16 protein-coding genes and 1 pseudogene are annotated in these 19376 nt (G+C 74.6%); 10 read left to right on the top strand and 7 right to left on the bottom strand.

Annotated elements, in window-relative coordinates:
- The first annotated feature begins 96 nt into the window (after nt 1-96).
- A complete protein-coding gene (locus V2S66_RS33445; protein ID WP_413966543.1) occupies nt 97-813 on the top strand; it encodes a class F sortase in 717 nt (238 codons plus the stop codon).
- A gap of 46 nt (nt 814-859) precedes the next feature.
- Here the strand turns inward: V2S66_RS33445 and V2S66_RS33440 are convergent, their stop codons facing one another.
- From V2S66_RS33440 to V2S66_RS33425, 4 genes and pseudogenes are all read right to left on the bottom strand, one after another.
- On the bottom strand, nt 860-1321 hold the full coding sequence (locus tag V2S66_RS33440) for an MSMEG_6728 family protein (protein ID WP_330800722.1): 462 nt from the start codon (nt 1319-1321) through the stop codon (nt 860-862).
- Nucleotides 1322-1778: 457 nt separating this feature from the next.
- Complete coding sequence (locus V2S66_RS33435) at nt 1779-3290, bottom strand: glutamate synthase subunit beta (protein ID WP_330800720.1); 1512 nt, start codon at nt 3288-3290, stop codon at nt 1779-1781.
- A gap of 223 nt (nt 3291-3513) precedes the next feature.
- A pseudogene (locus V2S66_RS33430) lies at nt 3514-3837 on the bottom strand (DoxX family protein); the annotation flags it as partial.
- A gap of 54 nt (nt 3838-3891) precedes the next feature.
- Nucleotides 3892-4497, bottom strand: coding sequence for a TetR/AcrR family transcriptional regulator (locus tag V2S66_RS33425; RefSeq protein ID WP_330800718.1), 606 nt, complete (start codon nt 4495-4497; stop codon nt 3892-3894).
- Nucleotides 4498-4601: 104 nt separating this feature from the next.
- On the opposite strand from V2S66_RS33425, the gene V2S66_RS33420 reads away from it, so the two are divergent.
- The 5 genes from V2S66_RS33420 to V2S66_RS33400 all read left to right on the top strand — a co-directional run bounded on the left by V2S66_RS33420 (nt 4602) and on the right by V2S66_RS33400 (nt 12859).
- Entirely contained in the window at nt 4602-5630 is a 1029-nt protein-coding gene (locus V2S66_RS33420) for an ABC transporter permease (RefSeq protein ID WP_330800716.1), read from the top strand.
- 74 nt (nt 5631-5704) lie between these two features.
- On the top strand, nt 5705-6382 hold the full coding sequence (locus V2S66_RS33415) for a hypothetical protein (RefSeq protein ID WP_330800715.1): 678 nt from the start codon (nt 5705-5707) through the stop codon (nt 6380-6382).
- A gap of 177 nt (nt 6383-6559) precedes the next feature.
- A complete protein-coding gene (locus V2S66_RS33410) occupies nt 6560-7837 on the top strand; it encodes a serine hydrolase domain-containing protein (RefSeq protein ID WP_330800713.1) in 1278 nt (425 codons plus the stop codon).
- A 223-nt stretch (nt 7838-8060) separates the two neighbouring features.
- Nucleotides 8061-11258, top strand: a complete 3198-nt coding sequence (locus V2S66_RS33405; protein ID WP_330800712.1) for an NHL domain-containing protein — start codon at nt 8061-8063, stop codon at nt 11256-11258.
- 29 nt (nt 11259-11287) lie between these two features.
- Nucleotides 11288-12859 (top strand): phospholipase C, encoded by a 1572-nt coding sequence (locus V2S66_RS33400; protein ID WP_330800710.1) that lies wholly within the window; start codon nt 11288-11290, stop codon nt 12857-12859.
- A 273-nt stretch (nt 12860-13132) separates the two neighbouring features.
- On the opposite strand, the gene V2S66_RS33395 is transcribed toward V2S66_RS33400, so the two are convergent.
- Nucleotides 13133-14383, bottom strand: coding sequence for an MFS transporter (locus V2S66_RS33395; protein WP_330800708.1), 1251 nt, complete (start codon nt 14381-14383; stop codon nt 13133-13135).
- A 174-nt stretch (nt 14384-14557) separates the two neighbouring features.
- A complete protein-coding gene (locus tag V2S66_RS33390; RefSeq protein WP_330800707.1) occupies nt 14558-15439 on the bottom strand; it encodes a hypothetical protein in 882 nt (293 codons plus the stop codon).
- A gap of 290 nt (nt 15440-15729) precedes the next feature.
- On the opposite strand from V2S66_RS33390, the gene V2S66_RS33385 reads away from it, so the two are divergent.
- From V2S66_RS33385 to wrbA, 3 genes are all read left to right on the top strand, one after another.
- Nucleotides 15730-16539 (top strand): transglycosylase SLT domain-containing protein, encoded by an 810-nt coding sequence (locus tag V2S66_RS33385; RefSeq protein WP_330800705.1) that lies wholly within the window; start codon nt 15730-15732, stop codon nt 16537-16539.
- Between the two features lie 126 nt (nt 16540-16665).
- Nucleotides 16666-16833 carry a hypothetical protein gene (locus V2S66_RS33380; RefSeq protein WP_330800703.1) on the top strand — a complete coding sequence of 56 codons (168 nt, stop codon included), beginning with the start codon at nt 16666-16668 and terminating at the stop codon, nt 16831-16833.
- Nucleotides 16834-17068: 235 nt separating this feature from the next.
- Complete coding sequence (gene wrbA, locus V2S66_RS33375) at nt 17069-17671, top strand: NAD(P)H:quinone oxidoreductase (protein ID WP_330800702.1); 603 nt, start codon at nt 17069-17071, stop codon at nt 17669-17671.
- On the opposite strand, the gene V2S66_RS33370 is transcribed toward wrbA, so the two are convergent.
- Entirely contained in the window at nt 17661-18644 is a 984-nt protein-coding gene (locus V2S66_RS33370) for a hypothetical protein (RefSeq protein ID WP_330800700.1), read from the bottom strand. The genes wrbA and V2S66_RS33370 overlap by 11 nt on opposite strands.
- Nucleotides 18645-19075: 431 nt before the next feature.
- Here V2S66_RS33370 and V2S66_RS33365 point away from each other — a divergent pair, with 431 nt between their 5' ends.
- The gene (locus V2S66_RS33365; protein WP_330800698.1) at nt 19076-19360 is read left to right on the top strand and encodes a hypothetical protein; all 285 of its coding nucleotides are present in this window, start codon (nt 19076-19078) and stop codon (nt 19358-19360) included.
- The last annotated feature ends 16 nt before the right edge of the window (nt 19361-19376 follow it).

Genomic DNA, 19376 nt, shown 5'->3' with positions numbered 1-19376 from the left:
CCCCCCCCCCCCCCCCCGGGGGGCGCCCCCCCCCGCGCGGCCCCCCCCCACCGCACCTCCCCACCTCGTCCCGTCCTGGAGCCGGCTGTGTCCTGCGTGCACGACCCCGTACCCCCCGTACCCCTCCTCGCTCCCCCGCCGGGCCGGCCCCGCCGCCCCGGCCGCGCCCGCGGTCTGCGCCGCCTCGGACCGGCGGTGCTCGTCCTCGTCGCGGTCGCGGGCTGCGCGCCGGGCACCGGCGACCGGGCAGGCTCCGCCGGCTCCACGTCCGCGTCCTCGACGGCCCCCACCGCTCCTCCCGCAGCCGTCCACGCCGGCGCCCCCTCGCCCGGGGGCACGGGGACCGGCGGGTCGGCCGGCGGCACGGTCGCGCCGCCCGCGAAGATCACCATCGCGTCGGTCGGGATCTCCAGCCCGCTGATGAGGCTGGGGCTCAACGCGGACGGAACCGTCGAGGTCCCGCCCGCCGACCAGGGGATGACGGCCGGCTGGTACAGCGGCGGCCCCGCGCCTGGCGCGGTCGGACCGGCGGTCATCATCGGCCACAACGACACGCGCTACGGCCGGGCCGTCTTCCACGACCTCAGGAAGATCGCCAAGGGCGCGGACATCACCGTCACCGACGACCGGGGCCGGGCCGAGCACTTCACCGTCACCGGGACCCGGAGCGTGAGCAAGAAGTCCTTCCCCACCCAGCAGGTCTACGGCGCGACGAGCGACCGCGCGCTGCGGCTGATCACCTGCGACGGGTCCTTCGACGCCGACGGCCACCCGGTGAACAACCTCATCGTCTACGCCACGCTGGACCGCTAGTGGGCCGTGCGCCGCGGCGGCGCCCTCTTGCCCGGCGGCGCCCTGTTCACCGGTCGGATTCGGGCCAGACGTAGGGCAGGCCGGGCTCCGCGTCAGGGAAGAGCGGGCGGTAGTGTTCCGGCGCCTTGGTGACCAGCGCGGAGCGGTGGCTGCGGTGGAAGGCGTCGTCGCCCAGCCAGTTGGGCAGTTCGCCGGCGCGCGCCAGCTCCTCGTGGCCGCGTACGGTCGCTCCGGGCCGGTAGGCGGCGAAGTCCGCGCCCATGGTGGCCGCGCAGGTGTCCGAGCGGCCGGCCGAGGTCCACTCGCGGCAGATCGCCAGGCCGTAGCGGACGAGCGCCTCCTCGTAGCCGCGCCACATCCGGACCGCCGGATGGTGCCGCCAGCCGTGGCCGGGCACGGTCAGGCCGCGCAGCACCTGCAACGCCTCGACCCGCTGCTTGCCGAGCCGCCGCGGGTCGAGGACGGCGGCGCTGGCCGCGAAGTCCGGATACGGGAGAAAGGTCTGCACCCCTCCAGGTCTATCCTCTGGCGGCCCCCGCGCGCGGCCGGGGACACGCGGTCGGGGCCCGTGGGCGCGCGCTTTCGCGTGGCAGGCACGGAATCGCTCCGGCGTGCGACCGGCCGTCGGCGGGCCTGGCGTGGTGAGCGGGGACCGCCGCCCGCCGGGAGGGAGCCGCGCCGCGGGCCGGCGCAGGATCGGACCCGCGTGCGCGAGCCCGGTGCGGCCCCCGCGCAATCGCCGACGCAGAGCGTCTGGAGCAGCCTCACTCCCATCATCGCGATTCGCCCGCCGCGCGGGCCGATGCCCGGCTGAACATCTCCGACGTGTACGTGTTCGCTCTGGGCAGGGAGGCCGTCGATTCCGCGGCGTCCGCGTCCTTCCCCTGTCTGGCCGCCGCGGTCTGAGCAGGTCCGGTCCGGGGAGGCCAGCGCCCACGTCAGGTCAGCGCAGGCCAGGACGGCGCTCAGACGGTGAAGGGCCCGTCCCGCGGGGTGACGGGCGCGGGCAGGGCGGTCGCGCCGGTCAGGTAGCGATCGGCGGCCGCGGCGGCGGAGCGGCCCTCGGCGATGGCCCAGACCACGAGGGACTGGCCGCGGCCCGCGTCGCCCGCCACGAAGATCCCGGCGGGGCGGCCGATGGCGGGGCGCGCGTCCGTACGGGCGGCGAAGTCCGCCTCGCGGGCGAAGTTCCGGCGGCCGTCCAGCGTCAGACCGAGCTGCCGCACCAGGCCGGTGGCCGGCTCGGGGCCGGAGAACCCCAGGGCGAGCAGCACCAGTTCGGCCGGAATCACCCGCTCGGTACCGGGCCGGGGGTGCCGCGCGCCGGGCTCCACCTGGGTCAGGCGCAAGGCGCGCACCGGGCCGCCCTCGCCGCCGCTCTCGCTCCCCTCGAAGCGCAGCGTGGCGGCGGAGAAGACCCTCGGGTCCGCGCCGGCCCGGCCTCTGGCCTCCTCGTGGGCGTGCGAGATCCGGTAGACCCTGGGGTACGTCGGCCAGGGCTCGTCCTGGCTGCGCGCCGGGTCCGGCTCGGGGTTGATGTCGAGCTGCACCGCGGAGGCCGCGCCCTGGCGCAGGACGGTGCCCAGGCAGTCCGAGGCGGTGTCCCCGCCGCCGACGATCACCACGTGCTTGCCCCGGGCGGTGATCGGGGACTCGGCGTAGTCGCCTTCGACGACCCGGTTGGCGAGGGTCAGGTACTCCATCGCCTGGTGGATGCCGGGCAGGCCGGCGCCGGGGACCGGCAGCTCGCGCTGCTGTGTGGCTCCCACCGCGAGGACCACCGCGTCGTGCCGCCGGGTGAGCTCGGCGGCGTCGAGATCGCCGCCGACGTCCACGCCCGTGCGGAAGGCGGTGCCCTCCGACCGCATCTGCTCGATCCTGCGCTCCAGCTGCCACTTGGCCATCTTGAACGCGGGGATGCCGTAGCGCAGCAGCCCGCCGACGCGGTCGGCGCGCTCGTAGACGGCGACGGTGTGGCCGCTGCGGGTGAGCTGCTGGGCGGCCGCGAGGCCCGCTGGGCCTGAGCCGACGACGGCGACGCTCTTCTCGCTGAGCCGCTCCGGGGGCTGCGGCTCGGCGTACCCGCGCTCCCAGACCTGGTCGGCGATGGCCTGCTCGACGTTCTTGATCGTCACCGGGTCGGCGTTGATGGCCAGCACGCAGGCGTCCTCGCAGGGCGCCGGGCACAGCCGCCCGGTGAACTCGGGGAAGTTGTTCGTCGCGTGCAGCCGCTCGGCCGCCGCGCGCCAGGCGCCGCGCGCCGCGTACACGTTCCACTCCGGGATGAGGTTGCCCAGCGGGCAGCCGTTGTGGCAGAAGGGGATGCCGCAGTCCATGCAGCGCGCGGCCTGCTCGGAGACGAGCGGGAGCAGCGCCTGTCCGGCGTAGACCTCGTCCCAGTCCTCCAGCCGCTCCTCGACGGGGCGGGGCGGGACCGGGCGGCGGGGGTACTTCATGAAGCCGTGGATATCGGTCATGCGCCGCCTCCATCGCGCACTAGCGGACCGGTACGGCGTTCCCCCCAGCCTACGACCGTTTCGCACCGATATGGGCGCGCGACGGCCAGGATGTCACGGCCGGCGTGGGCGGGTCGGTCCGCACCCCGCACCCCGCCGCACGACCTCGCGACTCCCGCGGCTCCGCGGCTCCCGCGCCGGCCGGATCGGGCGGCCCTCGGGGGCCGCCGGCGCTGCGGCAGGTTCACCAGGGGCCGTGCCAGGCCAGGCCGAGGACCAGGGCGGCGACCGCGGTGGCGAGGAACACCAGGCCGCCGGCGATGTCGCGCGAGCCCACCCGCAGGTGGGCGGTGATCGCGCCGACGAAGTAGAGCACGAGGCCGCACGCGGCCAGCGTGCCCAGCAGCGGCACGGCGATCCCGGCGAGCAGTCCGACGGCGCCGGCCGCCAGCAGCACGCCGAGCACCGGGACGTACCGGCGCGGCAGGCCCTTCATGTCCGCCTGCGCCTTGGGGTATTCGTGGCCGATCAGGTAGGTGACCGCGGCGGCGCCGTTGAAGGCCGCACCGGTGCCAGGATCGCGCGAGGCCGTCGAGCCCTTTCCCGCGAACGCCGGCGCCGTTCAGGAGAGCGGCGGCGCGGTGCGGACGAGCGCCGCGAACGCCGCCTGGAACGACTCCATTTCGCCGGTGCGGAAGATCGCCCGCTGCAGGACGTAGCCCTGCATGACGCTGATGATCACCCGCGCGCAGTCCTCGGCGGCGACGTCGCGGGACAGTTCGCCGCGGTCCTGGTAGACCACCACCACCTTGGTGAGCACCGCCACGATCTCCTCGAAGCCGCTCTTCGCCGCGGCGGACAGCCCCGGGGAGCGCGGCGCCTCGGACCAGACCTGGAGCAGCATGCCCGCCGTCTCGGGGTTGCCGGTCACGTGCGCCGACACCGCGGGCAGCTGCCGGACGAACTCCTCGAAGGCGGGGACGTCGTCCTGCTCCACGTACGCGGTCATCCGCGCGGCGAAGTCCCTGAGCATCTCCTCGGCGATGGCCTGGATGATCTCCTCCTTGCCGCTGAAGTACCGGTACACCGCGCCCGCGGACAGGCCGATCTCGGTCAGGACGTCCTGCATGGAGCTGGTGTGGAAGCCGCGCCGGGTGAAGCAGCGCAGCGCGCCGTCGAGGATCTGGCGGCGGCGGGCGTCGAGGTGGCTCTGGGATACGCGGGGCATGCCCTCAAAGTAAAACGAATGATCCTTCTTCACAAGCGTCGGGTCGGCCGGGCAGGGTGAGAAAAGAAAAAGAACGATTCTTCTATTTCTTGTGGAGAGCCGGCATGGCGTCCCGCCGCTACCTCGTCCCCCTGCTGCTGGTCCCGCTGACAGCGGCCGCCGCGCTGTGGCTGTTCGCCTGGCCGGTGGCGCGCGCGGCCCCGCGCGGCCTGCCGGTGGGTGTGTCAGGACCGCAGGCCGCCGTCGTGAGCCTGGAGGGCCGCCTTGCGGTCGCCCACGGCAGCACGAGCTTCGCGTTCCACCGCTACGACGGCGAGCGGTCCGCCCGGCACGCCATTGCGGACCGGGACGTCTACGGGGCCGTCGTCATGAGCCCGGCCGGCACCACCCTGCTCACGGCATCCGCGGCCTCCCCGGCCGTGGCGAACCTGCTCCAGCAGGCGGCCGCGGGGCCGGCCGCCGGGCACCCCGCACAGGTCAGGGTCGTCGACGTGGTCCCGCTGCCTGCCACCGATCCGCGCGGGATCGCCTTCACCTCCTCGCTGCTGCCCCTGCTGGTCGCCGGCATCGCCTGCGCGCACCTCGCCCCCTCGCTCGCCCCCACCCTCGGACGGCGCGTCGGCGTCCTGCTGGGCGCGGCCGTCCTCACCGGCCTGGCCGCCACCGCGCTCGCCCAGAGCTGGCTGGCCTACCTGGGCGGCAACTGGGCCGCCGACGCCGGTGTCGTCGCCCTCATCACGCTCGCCGTCTCCTCGCTCGTCTCGGGGCTCGCCGCCCTCGGCCGTACCGCGGGGCTGCTGGCCGGCGCGATGCTGATGGTCCTCATCGGCAACGCGACCTCCGGCGCCACCACCGCCCCGGAGCTGCTGCCCACCGCCATCGGCTGGATCGGGCGGCTGCTGCCACCGGGAGCGGGCGCCGGGGCCCTTCGCGGAACCGCCTTCTTCGACGGGCACGGCATCGGCCGCGACATCACCGTCCTGGCGGTCTGGATCGTGCTCGGACTGCTCATGACGGTGCTGGGGGCCCGCCGTGCGCAGCGCAGCGGCCACCCGCACGGCGCGCACGCGCTGGGCGCCTTCGCCGAGCCCGCGGCGGGCGGGACGCCGGCCGCCGCCGTCTCCACCGACTGACACCGCCCGACACCGACCCGTCCTCTCCGGCGGTCGTCGCGGTTGCCGACGGCCGCACCCGAAGGAGGTGCCTCATGCCGGCCGCCGCAGGTGGACCCGGTGATGTGCTCACCGATGCCAGTGGCATCCCGCTCGCTGTGGGTCTGCACAGCACGCTCGCCCTGGACGCGGGACTCGTCGGCGACGGCGCCCGGCTGCTGGCCGTGGCGAACCGCCTCGGCCTGCCCGTCGCCGAGGGCGTGGTCATCACCATGGCCGGGGTCGAGAACGACGACCGGCTGGACGCCCTCAAGCACGCGTGGCGCCGCACCGGTGGACCCGTGCACGTCATGCTCTCGGACCGCGGGCCGCGCAGCGGACTGAGCGTCGGACCCTCCCGGTGCGACGCGTCCACCTGGGAGGGGCTCCTCGACGACGTCCACGACATCCTGGCCTACGACCTGCTGGAGAATCCCAGTCGCGCGGACGGCTCCTGGGCGATCCTGGTGCTGAAGGTGCCCGCCGGCAGCCGCCGGGTGCTCGCGCAGGCCGATCACCGCGGCCACATCCGGCTGATGGCCGCCGACGAGCAACGACGTCTGTCCTGGCGCGCCCGGCTGCGACTGCGCGCGCTCGCCCGGCAGGCGCGCGAGCTGGTCGGGCGGCCGGTCAGCCTGGAGGCCATGTGCACCGCGGACGGCGACTGGGTGGTCACCGACCTGCGCCACCTGGTCTCCCGGATCGTCAGGAGCCACCGGGCCGACGAGCCGTAACGGCCGGGCACCGGGTGTCTGGCGGACCACATCCGGCACACCCCGCTCCCCGACTCCCCCGCCTCCCCTTCCGTCCCGTGCAACCCGGGCGCCGCGCCGTGACGTATGCACGGTGAGCGGAGCGCCGTCCTGTCCGCGGTCCGCTGCGCCGAGTCGTCCGAGAACTGGAGTCCCCTCTTGTCCCCTCGTCCTCCCGCCCCCAAGCGCCGCGCCCTGATCGCCGGCGCGGCCGCTCTCACGGCCGTCGCGTCCGCCCTGCTCACCGCGGGCTCCGCGGCGGCCGCGCCGGCGACCGCCGCGCCCGCGCCCGACCTCGCCGGCCTGCGCCAGGCGCTGAACGGCGTCGTCGCCGCCGGCTCGCCGGGGGCCTTCGCGCTCGTGAGCGACCGCGCCGGCCACGGCGGCGAGGCCGCCGTCGGCACCGGCGACCTGTCGACGCAGGCTCCGGTGGACCCGCGCGGGCAGTTCCGGGTCGGCAGCATCACCAAGAACTTCACCGCCGTGCTCACCCTCCAGCTCGTCGCCCGCCACCAGGTCGGCCTCGACTCCCCCGCCGCCGCCTACCTGCCCGCCGGGACGCTGCCGGCCGGCTCGCCGATCACGGTGCGCCAACTGCTGGACCACACCAGCGGGTTGTACGACTACAGCAACGACCTGCCGGGCATCCTGGTCGGCGACACCGTCACCGGCTACCAGCAGTGGCGGTACAACACCTACGCCCCGGCCGACCTGGTGGCCGGTTCCCTCACGCACGGCGCGCAGTTCCCCGCGGGCAGCCAGTACGCGTACTCCAACACCAACTTCGTGGTGCTCGGCATGATCGTCGAGCAGGTGACGGGCAAGCCCTTCGCCCAGGTGCTGAACGACCGGATCCTGCAGCCGCTGGGCATGACCCACACCCGCTTCGTCGTGCCCCGCACCGGCATCGGCGGCCCGCACGCGGTGGGCTACCTCACCCAGGACGACCGCTCGCTGCCGCTCTTCGACGCGACCGAGCAGACCGCCTCGTGGATCTGGACCGCCGGCGCCGCGATCTCCAGCACCGCGGACCTCAACGCCTACTGGCGCGCCCTGACCGGCGGCGCCCTGCTGCCGCCGGCCCAGCTGGCCCAGATGGAGACGGTGATACCGGCCGACGCCAGCGGCACGTCCTTCTACGGTCTCGGCCTGCGGGAGTACGTCCTGTCCTGCGGCGTCCAGGTGTTCGGCCACGACGGGATCGTCCAGGGCTACCAGACCTACTCCTACACCACGAAGGACGGCTCCCGGCAGCTGACCGTCTCCGCCGACGCCTCCAACAACTCCTCGGTCTTCGCCGCCGAACGCACCGCCCTCGACCCGGTGTTCTGCGGCGCGGCGCCCTCGCCCGCCGCCGCCCGCCGGGCCGCGGACACCGCCCGCCGCGTCGCCCGGGAGGAGACGGTGGGCGTCGCCCCGCAGCCCGTCCGCGACTGACCGCCCCGGCCCGCCCCGCGCCGGACGCCCACGCGCCGCGGCCCGCCCCGCCTGCCGGTCACCGGGACGCGGGGCGCGTCCGTGGCGGCCGGGCCGCAACCGGGTCACAACCGGGCAGAACGCACCTCTGCGCGCCCGCATATGACACCTGTTCATGCACGCGTCGCCGCCCGGACAGAAGCGGTCCGCACGGCATCCGTTGCCATGTACATCAATGCGGATCATGAGATTTCAGAAGAAGGCCCGCTGGGCTGCCGTGACGGCGTGCGCCGCCGCGGCGGCGACAGTGATCGGCCTCGTGGGGGCCGATGTCGTGGGCGGATCGGCCGCCGCGGCGAGCACCGGCCAGAAGTACGACGCCGCCTGCCCGGCGGCGGACGCGGTCAGCCCGGCGCTGAACGCCAACCTGATCGCGAACCCGGGCGCCGAGCACTCCACCGCGGTCACCGACCTCGGGGCGCCGAGCGGGGACACGCAGTACGTCCCGGACTGCTGGCAGGCGTCCTCGCCGATGGACGCGCCGGGCGCCGTCCTGGAGTCGCTCGCGTCGTCGGTCCCCGGCCAGACGGGAAGCCGCACCTTCTACGGCGGCTACGACTACGATTCACCGCAGATCTCGGTCGTGAACATCACCACCACCGCCACCCAGATGATCGACGTCGGCTCGCTGGACGCGGGCGGCAAGTCGTACACGCTGACCGGCGCGATCGGCGGTTACACGACGCAGGGCGACTACGCGACCGTCACCGCGGCGTTCGAGGACGGCCAGGGCGCCACCCTCGGCACGGCGGCCATCGGCCCGGTGAACGCCGCCCAGCGCGGCAACGCGACCAGCCTCGTCCCGGAGGCGGCGGTCGGCACCGTCCCGGCCGGCACCGAGAAGATCCTCGTCACGGTGGCCTCGACCGGCGTCAGCGCCGGCTACGGCATCGACGGCCGCGCCGACGACCTCGACCTGACGATCGCCTCCGGCGACGCGGGCAGCCACCTCACGGCCCCCTGTCCGGCCGCCGACCAGGTCACCCCCGCCCTGGACGCCAACCTCATCGCGAACCCCGGCGCCGAGGACCACACGTCGGCGACCGCGCTGGGCGCGCCCGCGGGTGACGGCCAAGAGATCGCCGACTGCTGGACGAGCGCCTCCCCGCTGAACGCGCCCGGGGCGACGCAGGAGTCACAGGCGTCGGCCGACCCCGGCGTGACCGGCAGCCGGGCCTTCCACGGCGGCACCAACCCCGCCGCCACCCCGGTGGCCGGCGTCGTCACCACCGGCAGCCAGCTCATCGACGTCAGCAGCCTCGACGCCGACGGCCGCCCCTTCAAGCTGACCGGTGCGGTGGGCGGTGACGCTGCGCAGGGCGACTACGCGCAGGTCGTCGCCACCTTCGAGAACGCCGCGGGAGCGAGCGTCGGCACCGCCGGCATCGGCCCGGCCACCGCCGCGCAGCGCGGCAACGCCTCCGAGCTGCTGCCCGACGGCACGTACGGCACCGTCCCGGCCGGCACCGAGAAGATCCTCGTCACGATCATCACGGCGGCCGTTGACAACGATGCCAGCAGCGACGGCGCGGCGGACGGCCTGAACCTGACGATCGGCCAGAAGGCCACCGGCCAGAGCTACACCGCGCCGTGCCCGGCCGCCGACCAGGTCACCCCCGCCCTGGACGCCAACCTGATCGCGAACCCCGGCGCGGAGCACTACACCGCGGCGACCGCGCTCGGCGCGCCGCTGGGCGACGACCAGACGATCGCCGACTGCTGGACGAGCGCCTCCCCGCTGAACCCGCCGGACGGCACCCAGGAGTCACGGGCGTCGACCTACCCGGGGGTGACCGGCAGCCGCGTCTTCTACGGCGGCACCAACCCCGCCACGGTCTCGATCCCGGGCGTCATCACCACCGGCGTCCAGTCCGTCGACGCCGCCTCGCTCGACGCCGGCGGCCGGCCGTTCCGACTCTCCGGCGACCTCGGCGGGTACGCGACGCAGGGCGACTACGCGACCGTCACCGCGACGTTCCAGGACGCGAAGGGCGACTCCGTCGGCTCGGCGGTCATCGGCCCGGTCACCGCCGCCCAGCGCGGCAACGTCTCCAGCCTCGTCCACCAGGCCTGGTACGGCACGGTGCCGGCCGGCACCGAGAGGATCCAGGTCAGGGTCGCCACGGTCGGCGTCAGCAGCGGCGCCAACAGCGACGGCACGGCCGACAACCTGAGTCTGACCATCGGCACGAGCGCGCTGCCGGCCGGCCCGGTCCTGCAGACGATGGCCTACACGTCGGTGGGCGACACCGCGGGCACCCATGTGGACCCGGGCACCGGCGCCGTCGTCCCCAACGTCACCCCGGGCTCCCTGGACCGTCCCGGTGGCGTGTCCGTCGGCGCCGCCTCGGCGCACCCGTCGGTCCTCGCCGCCACCGTGCGGACCGAGCTGCAGAGCGTCGACGACGGCTCGGTGTACGTGTCGAACACCGGGGACAACGTGGTGGCGCGGCTGCGCAGCGGCGACACCTCGGTCCTCGCCGGCTCGCTGGAGGCGTCCGGTGAGAGCGGTGACCGCGGCAAGGCCGACAAGGCGACGATGTACCAGCCCGCCGGCACCGCCGTCGACGCGGCCGGCGACCTGTTCATCGCCGACAGCGGCGACAACGTGATCCGCGAGGTCACCCCGGACGGTGTGATCCAGCGGTTCGCCGGCACCGGGACCGCCGGCCACCGGCTCTCCCCCGACGCCCGGTCGGCCCAGCTCGACCGCCCCGCGGCGGTGGCCGTCGACGCGGCGAAGGACGTGTTCATCTCCGACACCCACAACAACCGGGTGCTCGAGGTGTCCGCGAAGCGGGTCGTCATCCGGGTGATCGGCACCGGCAGGGCCGGGTACGCCGGCGACGGGAGGGCCGCCTCGGGCGCCCAGCTGGACCAGCCGAACGGCCTGGCCCTGGACGCGAAGGGCAACCTGTACATCGCGGACTCGGCCAACAACGTGATCCGCCGGGTGGACGCGCGGACCGGGGTCATCACCACGGTGGCCGGCGACCACGCGGCCGACCAGGCCGACGACGGCCTCGGCGGGTTCTCCGGCGACGGCGGCGCGGCGACCTCGGCGCGGCTCGACGACCCCCAGGGAGTGGCCGTGGACGGCGCCGGCAACCTCTTCGTCGCCGACACCTTCAACAACGCGATCCGCCAGGTCACCCCGGCCGGGACCATCACCACGGTGGTGAACTCCTCGGCCGCGCCGGGCGGGGAGAGCAGCGGCGCGGCGCCCGCGGCCTCGAAGCTCAACACCCCGTACGCGGTCGCGGTCGACCCCTCCACGCACCTGATGTACATCGCCGACACGCACAACAACGCCATCGCACAGGTGCTCGGTGTCGCCCAGTCGGGCGACGCGGCGGGCCCGGTGGCCCCCGCGAAGTCCTGAACCGGCCCACCCCACGAAGAAGAGAGACGATGAGCAACTCCGCCTCCACCCCGTCGGGCATGTCCCGCCGCCGTTTCGTCACCAGTGCGGCGACGCTGGCCGGCGCCGCCGGCATGGCCGGCCTGCTGCCCGAGAACCTCGCGCGGGCCGCCGCGGCGAGCCCCGCCAAGGGGAGCCTCGCCCAGGTCAAGCACGTCGTGTACGTGATGATGGAGAACCGGTCGTTCGACCACTACTTCGGCACGTTCCCCGGCGCCCGCGGCTTCTCCGACCCGACCGCCATCAGGCTGCCGAACGGCGACTCGGTCTTCCGGCAGCCCGACCCGGCCAACCCCGACGGATACCTCGAACCGTTCCACATGTCCACCCTCACCACCGGCGCAGCCGCGGTCCCGTCGCTCTCCCACGACTGGCGCGACCAGCACGCGTCGTGGAACCACGGCGCGATGGACGGCTGGCTGTCCACCCACCTCGCCTCGGACGGCGAGGTCAACGGCTCCTACACGATGGGGTACTTCACCCGCGAGGACATCCCGTTCCACTGGGCGCTCGCCGAGTCGTTCACCCTGCTGGACAACTACCACTGCTCGATCCTGGGCCCGACCGACCCCAACCGGCTGGTGTGGATGTCCGGCACCAACGACCCGCAGGGCACGCACGGCGGGCCCGTGCTGGAGACCGTGACGCCGAACCCGCTGACCTACCCGTCGGCGGCGGAGATCCTGTTCGACGCCGGCCACAGCGTCAAGACGTACTTCTCGGGCGCGACGAGCGGCTTCAACGTCTTCGCCTGGTTCGCGAACTTCCAGAACAGGACGACGCTGCCGGTCGCCCTGTACAACTCCGTGATGACCGGCGGCACGCTGTACGGGGACGGTACGCCGGGCCGGGTGGGCAACCCGACGAGTCCGACCATGGCGGCCGACCCGACGCTCGGCTTCGAGGAGGACTGCGCCAACGGCGTGCTCGCCGACGTGTCCTGGCTGTACATGCCGAGCGAGGCCGACGAGCACCCGCCGAACCTGCCCGCGGCCGGCGCGCAGTACCTCGCGTCCAAGCTGGAGGCGCTCGCCTCCAACGAGGAGCTGTGGAACTCGACGGTGTTCGTGCTCAACTACGACGAGAACGACGGGTTCTTCGACCACGTCCCGCCGCCGGTCCCGAACTCCCGCAAGTACCCCGAGGAGTTCGTGACGATGCCCTCCCCCAAGGGCACTCCGGGCGGCGGCCTGCCGGTCGGCGGCGGGTTCCGGGTGCCGTGCATCATCGTCTCCCCGTGGACCGTGGGCGGCAGGATCTTCTCCGAGGTCTCCGACCACACCTCGGGACTGCAGTTCATCGAGGCGATCACCGCGGCCGGCGGCCTGTCCGGCAACGGTCCCGTCACCTTCGGGCCGATCAGCAAGTGGCGGCGCAGGACCTTCGGCGACTTCACCGGGGCCCTTCGCCTGCACGACCGCAAACCGGCCCCCGCCAACCCGCAGTTCGAGGCCACCACCGCGGCGGCCAACCTCGCCGCGCAGGCCACGGCGGCGACCCAGCCGATGCCGCCGCGACCGGGGGCGACGCAGGTCATGCCGAGCCAGGGCCACTCGCACTGATCCCGCGGGTCACCCCCGCGTGAGCGCGTTCCCCACCCGGGGGCGCGCGAGGCCGCAGGGCCGTCCGCCACGAGCGGGCGGCCCTGCCGTCGTCGCGGTGCGCGCGGGCCCGCGGCGGACGGCGGGTCCGGCGTACAGCGCCCCGGCGAGGGCCCCGAGCCGTGGTGGACGGCGCGAGAACGCGCCCGCACACCGCAGCGGCGCGGGGCCGTCCGCGGGAGGCTCGGGCACGTGCGGTCCGCGCCGCTGCGTGCGGGCGGGCCGCCCCGTGCGTCAGCGTGACGGAGCCGGGGCGCGCCGCCGTCGGCATACGCGGCCGCCGTCCGCGCGGGACGGCGTCAACAGGCGGAGCCCGGCGAGGCTTTGGAGCGTCATCGCCGCGGCGGCCATGGCGGCGACGGCGAAGCCGCCGCGTGCGCCGAGCGCGTCGACCGCCCAGCCGGAGACGCCTGCCGCGGCAGCCGAGCCCGCCGCGCCGGCGGAGCCGAGCCAGGAGAACGCCTGGGTGAGGACGGCCCGGTGGACGGTGGACTCGGCGAGCACGGAGCAGAGCGCCAGCAGGAGCGGGATCGTGGCACCGGTCAGCGCCACGACCAGGGCGAGCCCCACCGACGACCCGACGGTGAGCAGCAGCAGCGTGCCGAGCGTCAGCGCGGCGGCCGCCGCGAGCAGCTGCACCGGGGCGGCGGCACGCCAGCGGCGCAGCCCGTACAGCCATCCGGCGACCAGGCCGCTGCAGCTGGAGACGGCGAAGATCGGGGCCGCGGCGCCCGGCGCACCGTGCTCGACGGCGAAGGCGGTGACCGACACCTGCATGGCGCCGAAGAAGACGCCGAGGGCGAGGTTGAGGCCCATCAGGACGACGACGGGGCTGCGCAGCAGCGCCCGGTCCTCGCCGGGGTGCGCGGCGCCGCCGCCCGTCGGCGGGGGCGCGCTGCCGCGCTGCGCCGCGAGGACCAGGCCCCCGCCCACCGTCAGCGAGGCCGCCAGCACCGTGCCGACCGCGGGATGCCCGGCCGCGGCGAGCGCGCTGACCGACGCGGGGCCCACGAGGTAGCCGACGGCGTTGCTGACGGACTCCAGTGCGAAGGCGGTGGGCAGTTCGCCCGCGCGGCCGGTGCGCAGCAGGGCCGCCCAGCGCGCCGCGGACATCGCGGCGAGTGGGGGAACGCTGGCCCCGACCAGGGCGCCGCCCAGGGCCAGCAGGGCGTCGGAGGCGTCGGCTGCGACCAGTGACAGCAGGAGGGCGACGGCGGCGGCGTGGCCGAGCAGTGCGGGCGGCAGGACCCGGGTCTGCCCGAACCGGTCCACGAGACGGGCCAGTTGTGGCGCCACGAGCGCGTCGGTCAGCGCGAACGCGCCGCCGACCAGGCCGGCGGCGGCGAAGGTGCCAGTCGCGCCGTGCACCAGCCAGACGATGCTGAGGCTGGTCATCGCGATGCCGACCCGCCCGAGCGAGGCCGGTAGGAAGAAGGCGGCGGCGCCCGGGGTGCGCAGCAGGGAACGGTAGGTCGCCGAGGGCACGGCGAGTCCCTTTCGCTGCCCGGCGGGACGGCGCTCCGGGGTCGTCGGTGCCCGAGAAGCGCCGACCCGTGGTGCCGCCTGGAACCGTCCAGTGGTGGCGCGGGAGGGGGGCACGGCCCCCGCACCGACTCCGTCACCGGGCAGGACTCTTGATGTGTCGTTGGTGGTGGTGAATCACCTCGATTCTCTTCGCACGGGCGGTCGCTGTCCACCCCGTCCCGACAGCAGGTCCGCCACCGCGGCGGGCGGCAGGGCCGGATTGGCCGCTGCCGCTTCGGCCGCCTGACCGTCCGGGTCGGCCACGAGGCCGGCGGCGACCGGCGGCGCCAGCGCCGGATGCCCGGCGGCCCACCGCCTGGCCCCGGGGTGCTCCAGGCAGACCAGCAGCGCGGTGGCCGTCGCGTCGCCGTGCTGTGCGATCACGCGGAAGTCCTTCCGCACCGGGCGTCCGTGGCGGGCCAGGTCCTCCAGCAGCGCCGGAGCGGCGTCGGGGTCGGCCGCCACCGCGGCGAGGACGTGCACGCCGTGCCGCTCGACCCCCGCGCGCAGCGGCGTGTCGGACAGGCCGGCGACCGCCTTGACCACCTTCGCGTCGGGGTCGTCGGCCAGTCGATCGCGGACCGTGTGCGGCAGGTCGCGCCGCCCCGCCGCGAGCATCCGCACCGCCGGGATCGGTGAGCAGGCCGACGCCTCGACCTCCGCCGGGGAGGCGGCGGCGATCCGCGGCGGCAGCGTGGCGCCGGCTCCCGCGGTGCCGGCGCGGGACGCGAGGACGTCGAGAGGCGCCCGCGGGTTGGCCGCGAGCCCGCGCCGCACCTCCGGTGTGGGGTCGTCGGCCGTCGCGCGCATCAGCTCCTCGCCGATCGCGGGGTTCGCGGCGAGGTCGGCGCGGACACCGGGGGGCGCGGTCCTCGGCGAGCGTGCGGTGGACCGCCGCGGGCAGGTCGCCGCGGGCGCGAGCGCCCGGTGCAGCAGCACCGGGCGGGAGCCGGCGAAGGCGGCGGCGGCCGCGGGGGCGGCCGGGTTCCGGAGGGCTGCCCGCCGTATGTCCTGCACGGCGGACTCGGGGCCGGAAAGGCCCGTGTATTCGGTGACGCACCGTGATTTCGCACGGTCGCTGAGTGAGCGAACGGCGGGGCCGGGTGATCCCAGCGACGTAACGCGCTTCACATACGAACGGGATTAGTAGACGCGATCCGGCCGGTCCGGCTCAACAGAGCGGTTGTACGGATTACGGCGCTCTTCTTCATGCCCCATCTACGCATTGTTCCGTAGCCGGGGTCTTTGACCCGTGAATTCGAAACCTCTAACAATTCACGAGTCCCCAACGGAAGAGGAAAAGCCTTATGCAGCTCCCCGCGATCCCGAAGAAGCTCCCCACCCTCGCCGCGTTCAACCGCCTGCCCAGGAAGCACAAGATCACCACGGTCGGCGCAGGCGCCGGTGCGGCGGTCGTGCTGGCAGTCACCGGTCTGCAGGCGACGGCCGGAGCCGGAGCGGCGACCGCGGCGGACGCACCCACAGGGTTCAGCGTCACCGCCGGGCAGCCGTTGAAGCAGCCGGTCTCCCTGACCGGCGCCACGACCGACCTCGCCACGCACAAGACCGTCTCGGTCGCCCCGAAGCACCAGCCCGACCTGGCGGCGGCCACCAAGCCGGCGCCGAAGAAGGCCGCCCCGAAGGCCACGGCGAAGAAGACCGCCGCCAAGAAGGCCACCGCGAAGAAGGCCGCCGCCGAGCACACCCACAAGGCCGCGTCGCGGTCCGCCAAGCGCACCGCGGTGCACCACGCCGCGAAGCCGGCCGCGGCGCCCCGGCACGTGGCGAAGACGTACGGCGACAACCTGGACGGCTGGATCCGCCAGTCCCTCGACATCATGCACGCCAAGGGCATCCCGGGCAGCTACGAGGGCATCCACCGCAACATCATCCGCGAGTCCAGCGGCAACCCCCAGGCGATCAACCTGTGGGACATCAACGCCCGCAACGGCATCCCCTCCAAGGGCCTGCTGCAGATGATCAACCCGACGTTCAACCGGTACCACGTGTCCGGCACGTCCTGGAACATCTACAACCCGGTCGCCAACATCACCGCCGCCTGCAACTACGCGGCCGACCGGTACGGCACCATGGACAACGTCAACTCCGCGTACTGAGCACCACCCCTCAGCACACCCCCTGAGCACCGTCTCGGGACAGTGGGCGCCGGCTTCTCCCCGCCAGGAGAGGCCGGCGCCCACGCGTCTGCGCATCAACCCCGCGCTCCGGGCAAGGCGGGGGACATGACTGACGCGCCGCGCGACCGTGACACTCCGTGGTCTCCGCTCGAGGACGACGACGTGGAGGACGAGGCCATGGACGAGGTCCTCAACTCCTACACCGAGGCCATCGAAGCCAAGGAGGACGAGCAGGAACCGGGCCCGAGGGAAAAGGATTCCGACCCGGAGTGAAAGAGCCGCGCCACCGCCCCGCCCGGAGATCGCTTCGACGTCGGCGGGATACGGTGCGCGCGACGCCGGAAATGCGTCGTCCTGACGGCCGAACGGGTGAATCGCGGTGGGCGCGGGGCGGCGGTCGCCGCCGGGGACGAGTGCTGCCAAGACAGTGGGGTCGCGTCGCCGCTTTCACAGCGACGACGCGCACTGCATCACTTGTCTCACTGTCGAGCGGGCGGGAGTAACGCACGTGGCTGTCCGAGTTGCCGTCATCTACTACAGCGCCACCGGGAACGTCCACCAACTGGCCCAGGCCGTCGCCCAGGGCGCCGAGAGCCGTGACGCCGACGTCCGGCTGCGCCGGGTGGCCGAGGTGGCCCCCGACACGGCCATCGACGCCAACCCGGCCTGGCGCGCGCATGTCGACGCCACCAAGGACTCCGTTCCGGAGGCGACCCTGGAGGACCTGGAGTGGGCCACCGCATACGCCTTCGGCACGCCGACCCGCTTCGGGAACGTCAGCTCCCAGCTCAAGCAGTTCATCGACCGCACCGGCCAGCAGTGGCAGGCCGGCGTCTTCCACAACAAGCCCGCCACCAGCTTCACCTCGGCGATGAACCGGCACGGCGGCCAGGAGTCGACGCTGCTGTCGGTGAACAACGTCTTCTACCACTGGGGCTGCATCATCGTGCCGCCCGGCTACACCGACCCGTCGCTCTTCGCGGCCGGCGGCAACCCGTACGGCACCAGCTGGCCGAGCGGCGGCGGTGAGGGTCCCGACCAGGCGACCCTGGACGCGGCGCACTACCAGGGGCGGCACCTGGCCGACATCGCCGGGCAGCTCAGGGGCTGAGCCACCCGCCGCCGCCCGCGGAGGCGGAGGGCGTGGGCGTCGGCTGAGGGGTGGCCGTGGCGGTGGGCCCCGACGGCTGCGTGGGCCCGCCGCCGCTCGCGCCCGTACCGCCGTCGGTACCGGAGCCGGCGCCCGGCGTGGCGGGCGCCGTCGGCTGCGACGTCGACGGGCCACCGCCGTGCGGCGCCGTGGTGGGGGTGGTCGGCCCCGTCTGCGCGCCCCCGCTGCCGCTGCCGGAACCGGCCGGCGCTGTGGTGGAGGTCCGCGGCGACGGCGTGTGCCCGGAGCCGGAGGACCCGCCGCCGGAGAAGACGTCGCCGACGGTGGTGCCTGAGCCGCTCCCGCTGAGGTTCTCGCCCGCCGCGGCCTCGTAGACGGTGATGCCGCCCATGGTCAGGCCGAACGCCAGCGCGACCGCGACCACCGGCCGCTTCCAGCCGCCCCGGCGGGCCCGGTGCAGCGTCGCCGCGGAGTACCCGCCTCCCGGCTGCGCCGCCGCCGGCTCTCCCGCGGCCGCGCCGAGCGCGCCCGATCCGTACAGCGCGCCCGATCCGTACAGCGTGCCCGAGCCGTACAGCGTGCCCGCGGCGTGGGGGTCGGTCGGTGCGTACGGGTCGGCCGCCGCGTCGTGTGCGCCGGTCGTCTCCTGCCGCTCCGGGCCGGACGGCGGCGGGACGGCAGCGCCGGCGTGTCGCGGCAGCCGGCGGACCCTCGGCTTGGCCTGGACGGCGACCTCCTGCATGTGCCGGCCGGTGCGCCGGAACGCGTGCTGGAAGATCGATCCGCCGCAGGTGCCGAGCACGCTGACCACGCCGGCGCCGAGGATGGTCCCGTAGACGCCGAGGTTCGCCGCCAGTTTCGCCGCCACGACCGCGGCGACGGCGCTTCCGGCCACCTGCGGCACGCTCAGGTCGAGCGACCTCTCCTTCCGCCTCTCCCCCGGGTGCTCGTCACCGACCTGCCGCTCGCCCATGCCCGACCTTGCCCTGCCCTCGTCTGTTCTCGTCTGCTCGTCTGTTCTCGTCTGGTGCCGTCGCCTCGACAAACGGCCAGACGTCCGCCCGGGGGCGCAAGTTCCGTTTGCGGGACTTTCGTGACATACCCCACGCGCGGGCGGGCGCCGGAGCGCCGCGTCGGTCCAGGACGGGCCGCAGGCCGCGGCGGTCGCCGGGCCGGCGCAGCACGGTGAGCGCGACCAGCACGGCGGCGAGCAGGAGCCCGGCGCCGAGGGTGAGCCCGAGCGCGGATCCCCGGTCGAGCGCGACGGGCTGCTCACCCGCTTCGCCCCGGCCGCGCCGTGCCCCGCCGCCGGCCGATCCGGCCGAGCCGGAGGGGCCGGGGGACGCCGCCCGCGGGCGCGCGGGATTTGCGTGATCCGCCGCAGCGAGCCGGCGTCTCCTGTCCATGAGGCGCGCAACGACGCGCAGGCGGCACCGGGCCCGGTCCTCACGCGGCGGGTTCGCGGCGGTCGCCGCGGCGCTGGCCGCGGTCGTGATCGTCACCTGGATCTCCCGGCCGCCCGGGACCGACCCGGCCCGGAGCGCGGACGCGCGGGCCGGGCGCGAGGCGTGCGTGCCGGCGAGGTGGCCGGCGGGCTGCACGCAGGTGTTCAAGAAGGCCGAGCCGTACGCCTGCTCGTACGCTTTCGACGACTCGGCCACCCTGGCGTGCAAGGGCGTGTGCTTCTAGCGGGTCACCTTCGGCA

The sequence above is a fragment of the Actinacidiphila polyblastidii genome, assembly GCF_036353415.1.
Taxonomy (GTDB): Bacteria; Actinomycetota; Actinomycetes; order Streptomycetales; family Streptomycetaceae; genus Actinacidiphila; species Actinacidiphila polyblastidii.
The sequence above is the reverse complement of the archived record's forward strand: the minus strand, read 5'-3'. Positions and strand labels throughout refer to the sequence as shown.